Source organism: Portibacter marinus (genome assembly GCF_021533195.1).
Classification (GTDB): Bacteria; Bacteroidota; Bacteroidia; order Chitinophagales; family Saprospiraceae; genus Portibacter; species Portibacter marinus.
The window spans coordinates 38,795-52,900 of the sequence record NZ_JAJNKB010000012.1 but is presented as its reverse complement, the minus strand read 5'-3'; the positions used below and the strand labels follow the sequence as shown (position 1 = coordinate 52,900).

At 41.0% G+C, this 14,106-nt stretch carries 12 protein-coding genes; 7 read left to right on the top strand and 5 right to left on the bottom strand.

Annotated elements, in window-relative coordinates; all coding sequences use genetic code 11:
* Window positions 1-68: 68 nt before the first annotated feature.
* From L2567_RS19360 to L2567_RS19345, 4 genes are all read left to right on the top strand, one after another.
* Complete coding sequence (locus tag L2567_RS19360; protein ID WP_235299508.1) at window positions 69-872, top strand: hypothetical protein; 804 nt, start codon at window positions 69-71, stop codon at window positions 870-872.
* 130 nt (window positions 873-1,002) lie between these two features.
* Entirely contained in the window at window positions 1,003-1,752 is a 750-nt protein-coding gene (locus tag L2567_RS19355; protein WP_235299507.1) for a hypothetical protein, read from the top strand.
* 66 nt (window positions 1,753-1,818) lie between these two features.
* The gene (locus L2567_RS19350) at window positions 1,819-5,073 is read left to right on the top strand and encodes a S41 family peptidase (protein ID WP_235299506.1); all 3,255 of its coding nucleotides are present in this window, start codon (window positions 1,819-1,821) and stop codon (window positions 5,071-5,073) included.
* A gap of 3 nt (window positions 5,074-5,076) precedes the next feature.
* Window positions 5,077-7,314 (top strand): S9 family peptidase, encoded by a 2,238-nt coding sequence (locus tag L2567_RS19345; protein WP_235299505.1) that lies wholly within the window; start codon window positions 5,077-5,079, stop codon window positions 7,312-7,314.
* On the opposite strand, the gene L2567_RS19340 is transcribed toward L2567_RS19345, so the two are convergent.
* A complete protein-coding gene (locus L2567_RS19340) occupies window positions 7,301-8,218 on the bottom strand; it encodes an oxidoreductase (RefSeq protein WP_235299504.1) in 918 nt (305 codons plus the stop codon). The genes L2567_RS19345 and L2567_RS19340 overlap by 14 nt on opposite strands.
* Before the next feature lie 90 nt (window positions 8,219-8,308).
* Here L2567_RS19340 and L2567_RS19335 point away from each other — a divergent pair, with 90 nt between their 5' ends.
* The 3 genes from L2567_RS19335 (at window position 8,309) to L2567_RS19325 (ending at window position 9,507) form a co-directional block, all read left to right on the top strand.
* Window positions 8,309-8,686, top strand: a complete 378-nt coding sequence (locus L2567_RS19335) for a T9SS type A sorting domain-containing protein (RefSeq protein ID WP_235299503.1) — start codon at window positions 8,309-8,311, stop codon at window positions 8,684-8,686.
* A 121-nt stretch (window positions 8,687-8,807) separates the two neighbouring features.
* A complete protein-coding gene (locus tag L2567_RS19330) occupies window positions 8,808-9,296 on the top strand; it encodes a cupin domain-containing protein (protein WP_235299502.1) in 489 nt (162 codons plus the stop codon).
* Window position 9,297: 1 nt separating this feature from the next.
* Entirely contained in the window at window positions 9,298-9,507 is a 210-nt protein-coding gene (locus L2567_RS19325) for a YwbE family protein (protein ID WP_235299534.1), read from the top strand.
* 36 nt (window positions 9,508-9,543) lie between these two features.
* Here the strand turns inward: L2567_RS19325 and L2567_RS19320 are convergent, their stop codons facing one another.
* Genes L2567_RS19320 through L2567_RS19305 form a run of 4 tightly spaced genes read right to left on the bottom strand, consistent with a single transcriptional unit; the run spans window position 9,544 to window position 13,941 of the window.
* Window positions 9,544-10,725, bottom strand: coding sequence for a glycoside hydrolase family 16 protein (locus L2567_RS19320; RefSeq protein WP_235299501.1), 1,182 nt, complete (start codon window positions 10,723-10,725; stop codon window positions 9,544-9,546).
* Between the two features lie 17 nt (window positions 10,726-10,742).
* Window positions 10,743-12,896 carry a xanthine dehydrogenase family protein molybdopterin-binding subunit gene (locus L2567_RS19315; RefSeq protein WP_235299500.1) on the bottom strand — a complete coding sequence of 718 codons (2,154 nt, stop codon included), beginning with the start codon at window positions 12,894-12,896 and terminating at the stop codon, window positions 10,743-10,745.
* Window positions 12,893-13,360 carry a (2Fe-2S)-binding protein gene (locus L2567_RS19310; protein ID WP_235299499.1) on the bottom strand — a complete coding sequence of 156 codons (468 nt, stop codon included), beginning with the start codon at window positions 13,358-13,360 and terminating at the stop codon, window positions 12,893-12,895. The genes L2567_RS19315 and L2567_RS19310 overlap by 4 nt, the downstream gene beginning before the upstream one ends.
* Window positions 13,357-13,941: a hypothetical protein gene (locus L2567_RS19305; protein WP_235299498.1), complete on the bottom strand. Its 585-nt coding sequence runs from the start codon at window positions 13,939-13,941 to the stop codon at window positions 13,357-13,359. Before L2567_RS19305 ends, L2567_RS19310 begins: the two co-directional genes overlap by 4 nt.
* Window positions 13,942-14,106: the final 165 nt, after the last annotated feature.

The window sequence follows — 14,106 nt, the reverse complement described above, 5'->3', positions numbered from 1 at the left end:
TTATATAAAATCACCCTAAAGGGTGAGGATTGCTCTTACGACTTGAACTAGATTGGAAGACAAAAGAAATGAGTTATCTGACTGAACAAGAAAAAAAAGAACAAGCTTTTCCCGCTGCATATTCTTCTCAAAAAAATATCAACCAGGGAAATTCCCTGATGCCTCCTCCACTGCAATTCTCACTTCAATCGGGAAGCTCTTCGACTCAAAGTCATGACTGGGCAGCTGATTATAGCAGATTGCTTAACGATGACATAAATTTTGTCAATGAATCTGAAATACTGGGGGCCAAACTGGTCATGCCGGAAGATCATGGCAAATACCGTGTTTATCATGATCCTCAAACAAAGGAGCCATGGTTTATTGGGGAAATTGGCAATCAATTTTACCAGCCATACACTCAAGGGTATCGAGATTTGGTCAAACCTGTGAGAAAGATTGAACAACAAAAATATGTTCAATTTAATAGTGCAAAACTTAAGGTACTTTCCGAAGGTTCCCCATTGACAGTTGATAGTGGAGGGACTATTGGCGTAAATGGCAATAAGCTTGGATTTGAATTCAATGTTGCAGATGGAAGCTTTGCTATTAAAACAGACTTGCTTCCTCTTGGAGAATTATCAGGTAATATCTGGAAATTTCCGTCTTGTGGATTGGAAGCTGAATTCAAACCTCAGCTTGGACTTATCTCTTTCGATCCCAGTAATTATTCTTTTGAAATTGAAATCACCATTCCCGGAGCACCACTTTCTCCTGCAATCATACTAGGAGGCAAACTGAACCAACCCTTGATAAAGGAAGATTTTGAACACCTGATCACCAGGGAATTTTTTCCATTCATTGGAGAACTGTTGGATGCTTTAAATCAATAAGAAGGTATAGATAAGGTTCTTACATCTAAAATACCTCATCATTCTATCCCTGGATTTTTATCACGATATAATTTTTATTACTTTAGAACTGGTCTCTAAAGGCCACTGATATTTTATAAAACCTAAACTCATGCAGCAATTACTTTTTCCTTTAATGATCACGGCATTGATGCTTTCGGCCTGTGGTGGTAACTCCACCGACCAGGTCTCTAAGCTCAGCAACAATGTTTCTGAAAAAAACAAAACAGGCAGTTCTTGTCTGGCAGAACATGCGATGGAACCTTGCAATATTTTTGATTTAAACCAAATCGCTGGATGGTTAGAGATGGCAGCTGCAGAATTAGAGCAGAAAGGACCTCCTGAGCTGGAAAATGCACCCAAACTATTAAGTAATCCCATGGTAAGATATTGTAACTACAATTGGTCGACTGGCAGAAAACAAAGTCTCACTGTCGGTTCTAGAACTATTGAGGTGGACAAGGATAACACCATTGGAATCGGTGGTTTCAAATTGTTGGACAAAGAAGAAATCGATAAGCCCTATGGTGAATATTTCGATAACTACTACCGAACCATGACAGATGAAGAGGTTGCTGCCTTCCATAAGAAAGTTGAAGAAGAAATGGAGGAGGAATCAGAGCAGGTCAAATCGGCAGCAAAAACAATCACGAGTATGATTCCAAAATCTTTTTTTACAAAAGCAGAGGGCATTGGAGACAAAGCGGTTTTGGAAGGCAACGATCTAAACTCGGAAGCAAGGGTGCATACCTTACATGGCAATATAGTCTTCACCGTAATTTCAGATTTAAGCGAAAATTTTGACGAAAATGCCACTATGGCCAAGCGTCTGGCTAAAGAGGCAGTGGCTTCGTGTAATTAACGTTTGAAATAAATCAATTCTAATCTGCAAATTTTCCTATTTTCGGCTTCTTACAAATTTAAAATTATGAAGCTGAAAATATTAATATTATCGCTGGGCTTATCATTTGCTTTAATGGGACAAGACGATCAAAGTTGGTTCCGTTATCCCTCTGTTTCACCAGATGGCAGCGCGATTGTTTTTACCCATAAAGGGGATCTTTATAGGGTATCATCTAAGGGCGGAACCGCAACAAGACTTACATTTCATGAAGCTCAAGACTACATGCCTGTTTGGTCTAATGATGGCTCTAAATTGGCATTTGCTTCCAATCGATATGGGAATTTTGATGTTTATGTCATGGAAGCAAATGGCGGTGAGGCGCATCGAATTACATATCACTCTAATGATGAAGTGCCTTACACTTACACGCCTGATGATAAAAATATTATGTTCGGAGGCATCAGGCAGGATCTGGCCAGTCATCGCCAATTTCCACATGGGTCTCAATCCGAATTATACAGTGTACCTGTTGAAGGTGGACGAGTAGATCAGGTTTTCACCTTTCCTGCCGAAGATCTAGAAATCAATTCCAACGGCACTATGTATTATTATCATGATAAAAAAGGAGGAGAAAACCCCTGGCGAAAGCATCATGTTTCTGCCATCACCAGAGATATTTGGTCTTACGATGTGGCATCAGGCACGCATTCTAAAATCACTGATTTTATAGGAGAAGACAGGCAGCCTATCTTAAGCCAGGATGAAAAATCACTATACTATTTGAGCGAAAAGAGTGGTGTATTTAATGTTCATCGGCTTAACCTTGACGACCCGGCTCAATCGGAACAACTGACTAATTTTGAGTTGCACCCTGCAAGATTTCTAAGCCGTGGGGATGGTTTATTGGCATTCGGTCACCATGGAGAGATATATACAATGAAAGATGGTGAATCACCCGCTAAAGTAAACATTGACATAAAGACACAAGGAAGCATAAACATTGATAAGTACATTTCTATCAATGGAGACGTACAGGAAATGGCCATTTCCCCTAATGGCAAAGAGATTGCATTCATTTCAAGAGGTGAAGTTTTTGTAACTTCTGTAGAAGAATCTTTCACCAAAAGATTAACCAACACACCGGAAGCAGAACGATTTATAACGTGGGGACCTGAAGGCAAGTCCGTATTGTATAGTTCTGAGAGAGATGGCAAATGGAGCATCTATCAGACCACCAAAGCTAGAGAGGAAGAACCCTTCTTTTTTGCTTCTACCCTACTGGAAGAAACTGTGGTCATTTCAAACGATCAAGATAATTACATGCCTCGCTACTCACCTGATGGCAAAAAGCTGGCGTATATAGAAGGAAGGAGAACGCTGAAAGTTAAAGATGACTCAACCGGTACAGAAGTCACGTTATTGACACCTGAAGATTTGTTTCACATGAGAGATGGTGATAAGTATTTTCGCTGGAGCCCGGACAGCAAGTGGCTTTTGGTAGATTGGGATAAAACGTTGAGCAACAGCGATATTCTCTTGTTGGCAGCGGATGGATCAAAAAGGGAAAATTTAACAAAAAGTGGTTATAGGGATTACAGTCCCATTTGGGTCAATGGTGGCAAACAAATGCTTTGGTTTAGTAACAGAAATGGATTAAAATCATACGCTACCAGTGGCAGGACAGAATCTGACGTCTATGCCATGTTCTTCACTCAAGATGCATGGGATAAACACAATCTGAGCGAAGAAGAATACAAGTTGCAAAAAGCCATCAAGGAGGAAAAAGAAAAGGAGAAAAAGAAGAAAGAGGAAGCAGAGAAGAAGGAGATAGATAAGGATACAGACAAGGATGAAAAAAAGGAAGAAAAGAAAGATTCTACCTTAACCTTTGAATGGGACGAAATGGAAGATTGGACCGATCGACTGACCATCCACTCTTCACTTCTAAGTGATGCCGTTCTTTCGAAAGACGGAGAGACCTTATATTATCTGTCGAGATTTGAAGGTAAGACCAATTTGTGGAGCACCAATCTCAGAACAAAAGAAACCAAGATGGCTCTAAAGCTGGACGCGAATGGTGGCAGTTTAACATGGGATAAGGAAATGAAAAACCTATTCCTTTTAAGTGGCGGAAAAATTTCAAAAATTGACCCAGAGAAGAGCAAAAAAGACGCGGTTAAGATCAATGGTGAAATGGAGTATGATGCTGATGCAGAAAGAGAAGCTATGTTTGATCATATCTGGTTAAGGACCAATGCCATATTCTATCATCCTGATTTTCATGGTATCGATTGGGATCAAATGAGAAAGGAATACGAACCTTTCCTTTCATCTATTGGCAATTCATTTGAATTTACGGAGATGGTCAGTGAAATGATCGGGGAACTCAATGTTTCACATGCTGGTGCGCGATACAGGGGCATGAACGTAGAGAATGAAGATGAGACGGCATCATTGGGTATTTTTATGGATTACGACCACCAGGGCGACGGCATACGGATAGAAGAAGTGATCGAAGGAGGACCACTGGATAAATCGGATATCGATGTCGAGCCGGGCATGGTCATAGAGAAAATAGATGGCGTGACGATCAGTCCTGATCGCGATGTGGCAGAATACCTAAATCGTAAAGCCGGTAAATTTACCCTTTTGGAAGTGGTAAATCCTAATGATCAAAAACGCGAATTGATTACTGTAAAACCTATTAGCCTTTCTGAAGAACGCCGTCTGCTCTATTCAAGATGGGTGAAAATAAACGAGGAGGAAGTCAAAGAAAAAAGTAACGGTCGATTAGGATATGTTCATATTCCTGGCATGAGCGATGAGCCATACCGAAGTATGTATGAGGATATGATGGGAAAGTATTTTGAAAAAGAAGGCGTGATCATAGATACCAGATTCAATGGCGGCGGTGACCTTGTTGCGGACTTAGCCATGTTCTTTACAGGTGTACCATTTATTACCTACGCTACTGAGGCGAAGGTAGTGGGAGGAGAGCCCACTTCACGGTGGACGAAACCAACTCTCGCCCTGATCAATGAGGCTCAGTACAGTGATGGTCACTGTTTCGCTGAGGGTTACTCTGACTTAAACATCGGCAAAACTGTAGGTATGCCGACGCCTGGAACCTGTAGCTTCGCAGGATGGGAAAGACTTCCCGATGGGTCCGTTTGGGGTGTTGTTCCAATATCTGCTAAGGACATTGACGGAACATGGATGGAAAATCTACAAACCGAGCCCGATGTGCTAGTGAAAAACATGCCGGGCGTGATAGATCAAGGAAGAGATCAACAGTTAGAAAAAGCCATCGAAGTCATGCTTCAAGACTTAAATGAGTAAAAAATGAAGAAAGGTTTGTTCTGTTCTCTGTTTGCATTAATAGCTACCATCAGCTACAATCAGTCATTGACATATGAAGACTATGACAGGGCAGTAAGCTTTATGCGAGACCATTATCACAATAAAACTGCTTTCAATCTTTATACTGATGTAAACTGGCAGAAAGATCAGTCAGCTGCAATCTTTAAAGAATATGATGAGGCAGGCCAATGGTACCATAAGGTGGATTTGAAAAGTTATGAGATATCGAAACTATTTGATCATGATCGACTTGCTGCTTTGCTGCAAATTGACAATGCTGGATCAATAGAAATCTCAGAAATCAAGATGAAGGAAGATTCATTGTACTTTCGACATGCTGACTCTTCCTTCGTTTTGTCTCTTGAAAACTACGATTTATCCGCCAGTAAAATAGAAAATGAAAAGCAAGTACCTGAAATGCAATCCATTTCTCCGGATGGTCAATGGATGGCATTTGTAAAAGACTTCAATCTATACATCAGATCTACCACTGATTCCACATCATATCCATTATCCTCTGACGGCTTTAAAGATTATGAGTATGGAACTTACTATGGCTGGTTTGATAAGATGGAAGGGGAAGATGGACAGCGACCGGAACGCTTTTGGGTAGATTGGTCTCCTGACTCCAAATTTATCAGGACCAATCTTGTCGATTTGAGGAATGCAGATAAAATGTACATGCTGGACTATAGTCAGGATGATAAATTCCGTCCAGACCTATATGCTTACTATAGGGGCTCTCCAGGAGATACCAATATGGTCATGGTCACCGCAAAATTCTATGATGTAGAAACAAAAAAAGAAGTTAATCTCAAGCTACCTGCACGAACACATATCAATTCCATGGGTACTGAATGGACGGAGCAAAGTGGAGTAGTTATAGCAACAGACAGAAAAAGAGGATTTCAGGAGATTAGCATCGCGAAAATTGATTTAAATAAAGCGCAGGTAGAAGAACTATTTAAGGAGACAAGCCCTACCAACATTGATGATTTTGAGTTCCGTTATTTGGAAAACGAAGGGAAAATAGCTTTCCTTTCCCAAAGGAGCGGGTGGAGACAAATGTATTACTACGATTTAGGAGATAACACCATCACATCTTTAACCCAAGGGGAATTCGTGATCAATGATATTGTTCATCTTGATGAAGATCAGAAAGCCTTTTACATCCTCGCTTCCGGGAAGGATCCGGAAATGAATCCTTACCACCAGCAGTTGTATAAAGTTTTATTTAGTGGTGAATTGATACTTCTCACACCCGAAAAGCTTCATCATCAAATCGATTTCGCTCCGGATGGTCTACACTTTTCTGACAATTATTCCACCGTTGCCATCCCAACTAAAACAGTGATTAGAAAAGCGGACAGCGGTGAGGTGAAGGCAGAATTGACTGAAGCTGATGTCGACGATTTAAAGTCAAAAGGATGGACTGCTCCTATGGAATTCAGTCTGATCGGAAAGGATAAAAAAACAACCATCTATGGTGCAATTTGGAGACCGACCCATTTTGATCCGGATAAGACATATCCGATTATCGATCATAGCTATACAGGCCCACACACACAAGTATTTCCTAAATCTTTCGATCGTGCTTTAAATAATCAGGCTCTTGCAGAACTTGGCTTTATAGTTATGATGGTGGACGGTCTCGGGACTATTGGCCGGTCAAAAGAGTTTGCCAATCATTCCTATAAAAATATGGGCAACAATCTGGAAGATCACGTTCTGGCCATTAAGCATCTTGGTACCAAATATAGATGGATTGATACAGACAAAGTTGGAATTTTTGGCCATTCGGCGGGAGGTTACGATGCAGGACATGCCATGATGGCCTTTCCGGACTTCTACAAAGTTGCTGTGTCCAGCTCTGCAGATCATGATTTTAGAATGGAAAAAGCATGGTGGCCTGAAATGTATATGGGATGGCCGGTTGACTCGACTTATCATGAAGTCAGTAACATTACCATGGCATCAAATTTAAAAGGTAAACTGCTTCTCGTCCATGGAAATATGGATGACAACGTGAATGTTTCAGCAACTTATAAACTGGCCGAAGCATTGGTGAAGGCTGATAAGGAGTTTGATATGCTCATTTTTCCAAGCCAGCGACATGGTTACCAGGGCAAGCACAGGGATTATTTTACCAAAAAAAGATGGAATTACTTCGTGGAACACCTATTAGAAGCAGAGCCTATATGGGATTTTAAGTTGGACTAACCTCAAATTTAAAATCAATTTGCTGTTCAGAAAGTTTCCATAATCGATCGCCGACATCAGGATCTTTAGACAAATCATTCGAATCTACTTTGCCAGGTTCGCCTTTCATTCCTCTTTTACCTGTTGGTCCAATATATTCACCACCGGTCAAGGCAGGATCTAGAGCTGCCATCAATGTAGGTTTTGCAGCATCTTCAACAGAGTGAAGCATCCATTTAAAGAAAGGCGCTAATGCTTTTATGTACCACGGTCCATCATCTAATAAATTAGTAATGGCCACTCCTGGATGCGCTCCTAGTGACTTTTGAGACATGCCATTTTGATCTAGTCTCCTATTCAACTCGTACGCAAAAATCAGACAAGCCACTTTGCTCTGTCTGTAAGCTTCATTTCTATCATAGTTATCCTTTCTGTTCACATCATCAAAATAAATCTTTCCATTCTGATGGGCCAGGCTACTCAAAGTAACGATCCTGGCTTCTTCAGTTTTCTTTAAAATCGGAAATAATAACCCTGTGAGATAAAAGTGAGCTAGATAATTGACGCCCCATTGACGTTCATATCCAAAATCTGTCTCCCCATAAGGTGGCATCATGATCCCTGCATTGTTAATGAGCAAATCAAGGCGGTCATGTTTTGACTCAAATTCACTTACGAACGCCTCGATACTGGATTTTTTGGCCAGATCAAGTTGAATGAACTCAAGTGAAGATCTGGGTATTTCAGATAGTAAGGCGTTTTTAGCTTCATTGGCTTTATCAGGATTTCGGCTGGCCATAATGACGTGAGACTCCTTGGCCAGCAGACCTTTCACTGTTTCGTAACCAATACCGGCGTTTCCACCGGTTACTATTGCAACCTTCCCTTTTTGCGAAGGCATGTTAATGATTGAAAATGCGCTCATACTAACTAAACTAAACATTATCTATTAAGTTCAAGTCTGGCACGAATTATGATTATTTGTAATATGTAATTTTAATAACAAAAGGATTTTATGAAACAATTAATGCTAAGCACCTTATTCCTCTTGACATTTTCTTTTTATGGCAATGGTCAAACTACTTACACCAGCACGGCTACACATTCCGAGATTTCTTTAGCCAATCTTACTTTTACGATTTATCCCAATCCTACAGACCGCAATTTTCAATTGGAGTTTTTACTTCCGAAATCTGCACCCATGGAAATGTATGTGATTAATACATCAGGTGATCCGGTGAAGCATTTACTAAAAAACCAGATGGTAGATGCAGGTGTAAAATCTTATGACTTTGAATTCCCTGAACATGCGACATTCGGAATTTATTTTTTAGTCATCAAATCAGGTTCAAAAGCAGTCGTCAGAAAAATTGAGTTTAAAGCTGGTACTTGATAATATATATTCGACTTGCGACTGATTACTAACTTTGATTTTCATATCTACGGTGGCTCATCCACTTAAAATAGTTTCATATTCTAAAGTTTTACAATATTTTGTGGACAAATAAAGGCAAATGAGTAATATTTTTGAGTCTACTAGAGAAGAGCTGCTGGAGAAGGGTTATGGTCTGGAGCGCTATGACATTTCACGTCCATGGGGTGGTTTCTTTGTCATCGATGAATCCAATACGGAACAATTTATTAAGGAATATTTCCCTGAATTTGAAGTAGATGAATTGACAAAAAATAAAAAAGTCAGTCCCAAGATTTTAATTGTGGAACCTAAAAAAAGACTTTCCTGGCAATATCATTACCGAAGATCAGAAGTATGGAGGGTGATAGAAGGTACAGTGGGTATTGTCAGAAGTGACAATGACATAGAAGGAGATATTGAAACCTACGAAGAAGGTGATGTCATTACTTTACAGCAAGGAGAGCGCCATCGGTTGGTAGGATTAAACGATTGGGGCAAAGTAGCAGAAATTTGGCAACATACCGATCCTGAAAATCCATCAGATGAAGACGATATTGTACGCTTACAAGATGACTTTAAACGGAGGTAGAATGTCAGATGCTGGAACACATAGAGAAAACATAAAAAAGGGCAGCCTGGTCGAGATTGTTCAGAAACAGCACCAGAGAAGCGGCGAACTAACTGAAGGCTTTGTTCAAAGAATTTTGACCAAGTCCTCTTATCATCCGCATGGCATTAAAGTCATGCTGGATACTAAAGAAGTAGGCAGGGTCAAAAACATCATTGAAGACAATAATTAAAGTTCTTTTCAAGTCAACATCCTGAATCAGTTTACCTTATTCTATCTCTTGAAAAACCCTGATATAATCAATATTCATTTCTTGCGGAAATTCAGTCGTTTCATCCGGTGAACCCGGCCAATTTCCTCCAACTGCAATATTTAAAATGAAGAAAAACTCATTGTTAAATGGATATGGCTTACCCTGTGTTTGACTCGCATCTATGCTGTGAAACTTTTCTTCATCAAGATACCAGGTAATTTGATTAAACTCCCACACAATACTGAAGACATGATAGGCGTCAGCAAAATTATCTGCAATTGATTTAGAAGATGTTTTGTAAGTACTGGCTTCCCCTCTTAAACCCCAATGCGCTGTTCCATGAACCGTTTTCGGTTGGTGTCCTACTAACTCCATAATGTCTATCTCACCACATGCCGGCCAACTCACCTCATCTATATTTTCACCAAGCATCCAGATCGCAGGCCATATACCTTGTCCCTTGGGCAACTTTGCTCTGACGTCTATTCTTCCAAATTTAAATTCCTTTTTATCCTGCGTTGTAAGTCTGGCAGATGTGTATTTACCTCCAAGATCCTTTGCTCTTATGGTTAAATTAGAATTTTCAACGAATGCGTTTTCCTGGTCATTGGTGTAGTTTTGCAATTCATTGTTGCCCCAACCATTATCTCCCAGTTCGTAATTGAAGAACTCTTCATTCAGTGTACTACCAGTAAAGTCTTCTTCCCAAACTAGGTCATACCCATAAAGCATACGATCAGTTTGATATCCAGTGGGATCGGATACTTCGGCTTCATCACCATCTTTAATAATACCTATAGCAACGTCATTCTGAATTTCCACTGCCTCCATATCACCTACTATGACCTTTAACTTTTCATCTACCTCCCTTAACTGATCATTTATAATTTCCACCCTTGCCTCTACTTTTAATTGCCCAGCTGGCAAAGTCAAAGCATTTTCATCAGATGGCTTAAAATCCACACCTGGTTCCGCTGTAAGGCCTTCAACGGTGATTGGAATTTCTAGATCTTCATTTAGTGCCTCACTGATGGTAATCTCGAAAATAAGATTAGGATTACTCGTATTCTCAAAGCCTTCACTATTTGATATAGTCAGTATGGGTTTATCCTCAGGCGTTTCGACCATATTATCTTCACAACTAAGGGTGATACATACCGCAATAAAAAGGACTGTCAATTGATATATTTTATTCATCTAAATTCTTTATTTATCTACGTTTGTAATGGCATCGTTCGGTTTCTTTTTCCAGTGATCCGAAAAGCAGCGTTGGCGATCGCCGCTCCTATAGGACCTAGAGGAGGCTCTCCTACTCCACCTGGCTCCTCATCATTTTCGAGAATTACTACCTCTATTTCTTTGGGCGCATCTTTCATCAAAGCCATTTTGTATGGTCCATAAATGGTAGGTCTTAAAACACTGTCGACTACCTTCATCTCCTCATACATGGCTGCGCTTATTCCCATGACTATGCTTCCTTCACATTGAGCTCTGATTTGATCGGGGTTGATAGCCAATCCCACATCAATCGCACATGTCACTTTATGTACTTTGATCTGCTCATTTTCTACACTGACTTCTGCTACATGACATACAGGTGTATTGACATCCGTAGAAGCAGCAATTCCCATGGCTCTGCCATTGGATAGCAACTCATCTCTATATCCTGACTTCTCCACGGCTGCCTCAATTACCTTCTTTAGCCGATCTCCTGCCTTATCTTTCTGAATATGCCTTAATCGAAAATCAGCAGGATTAGCATTGGCTAAAATAGCCAGCTCATCCATAAAACTCTCGATCGCAAAAGTGTTGGCTAAAAGCCCTAGAGATCTCCACCAACTTGTTGCAAATGGCAATTTAACCCGCCAGGAAATGGCTTGATAATTAGGAATTGCGCCATACTGCACCATTCCACCCCTCCATGCACCGATGTCTGATCCAATCAGTGGTTGTGCAAAATTAGGTACAAGGGGAGAACCATACATTACATCACCACTCGACACATTGTGTTCTAATGCTTCAATTATACCCTCTGCCGAAAGTTTAGCTTTTAAAATATGATGTGTCGGTGGTCGGAAATAATCATTCTGAAACTCTTCCTGCCTGGTAAAAAAACATTTGACCGGTCGACCAACTGCTCTGGACATCACGGCTGCCTCCATGGCATTGGGGGTATGAAGCCTCCTACCAAAACCTCCTCCTAGAAAAGTGGGAATTATATTGACGTTTTTTTCTTTGATACCTAGTCGATCTGCCACTTCGCCCGCTGTTAATTTGATGACCTGTGTAGACATCATGATGGTGGCTTTGCCATCTTTTACGTGAGCTACCGCACCATTGGGCTCTAATTGTGCATGAGCTCCGATCGGGCTTCTGTATTCGCTCGAAATAAATTCATCTTGTTCTCCAAGAAATCTATTGGGCTGACCATTTTTCTGAATCACCACAGGTTTGCCCTTGCCCACTTCTATCATGGATTCAATCTCGCTGGATTGCCAGACTTTGTCCACATCCCACTGAGCCTTAATTTTATGCTTGGCATTGTTTGCAGCATTGTATGAGGTGGCTATAACCCCAACAAAATCCGGTTCTTTCACAATTTTTACGACCCCTGGCATTTTCTCAGCCTCACTGATGTCTGCATCCACATACTTGGCCCCTACCCTTTCAGATCTGACGACAGAACCAAAAAGCATGTCAGGCATCACCGCATCCATCCCAAAGATGTGGGCTCCTTTTACTTTATCTTCGAGATCTACCCGTACAATGGGTTTCCCGATGTGTTTGTATTGATCAATATTACGCAAAGAGGGTGTGGAAGGAACTTTCCATTCAGAAACTTTGGAAGCTATATCACCATATGTCATCGACTGGTTTTCCCCAGAAACGATACCTTTGTTTGTGCTGAGCTTGTCAACAGAAACATTCATCAACTCAGCACCATGGTTTTTGATCATTTCCCGCATCGTAGCTGCCAACTCTCTTAAAGGTGTCCAAAGACTATTGATCGAAGTACTACCTCCAGTCGCGAATCGATCTACATTCCCTGTCTGAGAAGGAGCATGCCTCACTTCCATTTGGCCCATCTCAACATCTAACTCATCTGCTGCTATTTGAGCAAGACCCGTAAAAACGCCCTGTCCCATTTCTACTTTCGAGGAACTGAAAATAATTTGATTATTTGGCATGACCTCGAACCAAATTAACGGTGTTTTGGTATTGCCAAGGTATGGTGATTCAGCAGTATTCGCATAGCCTGCAATCTTGCGTTTGACAATACCACAACCGCCAAAGTACATCGCTCCAAGGACTACACCGCCACCCACTCCGGTACTCACTAAAAATCTTCTTCGTGATACTTTCTTCATGACGGTGTATTTTTAATTTCGGCAGCTCTGTGAATGGCTTTTCTCATCCGGTAATAGGTACCGCACCTGCAAATATTAGCGATGTTGTCGTCTATATCCTGATCGGTCGGATTAGGGATCTTGTCCAATAAGGCCGCTGTCGACATCATGAAACCCGGCTGGCAATATCCACATTGTGGGACAATCTCTTCCATCCAGGCTTGTTGGACAGGATGCAGTTGATCTCCTTTGGCTAAACCTTCTATGGTCGTGATCTCTTTGCCTTCGGCATATTCTACAGGGAACGAACAAGATCTCACTGCCTCACCATTAACATGCAAAGTGCAAGCACCGCAAGCTGCTTTGCCACACCCAAACTTCGTTCCTTTTAAATCCAACACATCGCGAACCACCCAGAGTAAGGGGGTTCGTGCATCCTCATCAACTGAAACTGCTTTGCCGTTTATATTAAATTGTATTTTCATTGTTCTGGAATTTGAGCTCCGCCTGCAATCCATTCTTTTACAGCCTGAATGTAATCTTTTTCTGAGACCGGAGGCTTTTCTCTTGGAATCCCTTCATTGTTGACACCTGGATCAAATGCCCAAAGTACAAGGTCGTCTTCTGTCATGTGCTTTTCAATTTCTTCAATACTTCGATCGCCATTGAACTTGGTATCGATGATGCGCCTTGCAATCTCTGCATCACTCAGACCTTCCCATGCCATCGATATTGGAGCAAGATGCCAGTGAGGCGCACCAGGAACACCAGAATTATCGTTGTTCGCTTTTTGATGGCAAGTGCTGCATTTTAATGCTGCAGTACCATGGCCATCATCACCTCTTTGAACATTAAAATTATGAATGTGGCTGTCTTCTCCTTGTCTGGGCCGATCACCGTTAGGATGACAGTTCATACATCTTTTGTGCGTCACCACTTTCATCATGGTGTTAAAAGCTTGAGTGGTATTTTGAACGGGCTCTTGATTCCGAGGCGGATTAGAAAAGCCGACAAAGCTTCCTATTCCCAGTAAAAGTATAATGAACAGTGTTCCGTAGATTTTCATATGTATGATAGATATTAATAAAGGCACGTCGCTTTCCTCACCATATAGTTCAACATCTTCGATGATGTTTTGTTCTATTCCCTGTGAACATCCACAGGTTCATCATCATTTTGGGCCTTTTTTCTTACCACATGAAAAACAAAGCCTACTAAAAAAATGATGGAG

What these genes read in the sequence shown, in the direction of transcription:
- L2567_RS19325 (WP_235299534.1), top strand. Translation starts at nt 9,298, where the DNA reads ATGTCAGATGCTGGAACACATAGAGAAAACATAAAAAAGGGCAGCCTG.
- L2567_RS19320 (WP_235299501.1), bottom strand. Translation starts at nt 10,725, where the DNA reads ATGAATAAAATATATCAATTGACAGTCCTTTTTATTGCGGTATGTATC.
- L2567_RS19355 (WP_235299507.1), top strand. Translation starts at nt 1,003, where the DNA reads ATGCAGCAATTACTTTTTCCTTTAATGATCACGGCATTGATGCTTTCG.
- L2567_RS19360 (WP_235299508.1), top strand. Translation starts at nt 69, where the DNA reads ATGAGTTATCTGACTGAACAAGAAAAAAAAGAACAAGCTTTTCCCGCT.
- L2567_RS19345 (WP_235299505.1), top strand. Translation starts at nt 5,077, where the DNA reads ATGAAGAAAGGTTTGTTCTGTTCTCTGTTTGCATTAATAGCTACCATC.
- L2567_RS19350 (WP_235299506.1), top strand. Translation starts at nt 1,819, where the DNA reads ATGAAGCTGAAAATATTAATATTATCGCTGGGCTTATCATTTGCTTTA.
- L2567_RS19310 (WP_235299499.1), bottom strand. Translation starts at nt 13,360, where the DNA reads ATGAAAATACAATTTAATATAAACGGCAAAGCAGTTTCAGTTGATGAG.
- L2567_RS19305 (WP_235299498.1), bottom strand. Translation starts at nt 13,941, where the DNA reads ATGAAAATCTACGGAACACTGTTCATTATACTTTTACTGGGAATAGGA.
- L2567_RS19315 (WP_235299500.1), bottom strand. Translation starts at nt 12,896, where the DNA reads ATGAAGAAAGTATCACGAAGAAGATTTTTAGTGAGTACCGGAGTGGGT.
- L2567_RS19335 (WP_235299503.1), top strand. Translation starts at nt 8,309, where the DNA reads ATGAAACAATTAATGCTAAGCACCTTATTCCTCTTGACATTTTCTTTT.
- L2567_RS19340 (WP_235299504.1), bottom strand. Translation starts at nt 8,218, where the DNA reads ATGAGCGCATTTTCAATCATTAACATGCCTTCGCAAAAAGGGAAGGTT.
- L2567_RS19330 (WP_235299502.1), top strand. Translation starts at nt 8,808, where the DNA reads ATGAGTAATATTTTTGAGTCTACTAGAGAAGAGCTGCTGGAGAAGGGT.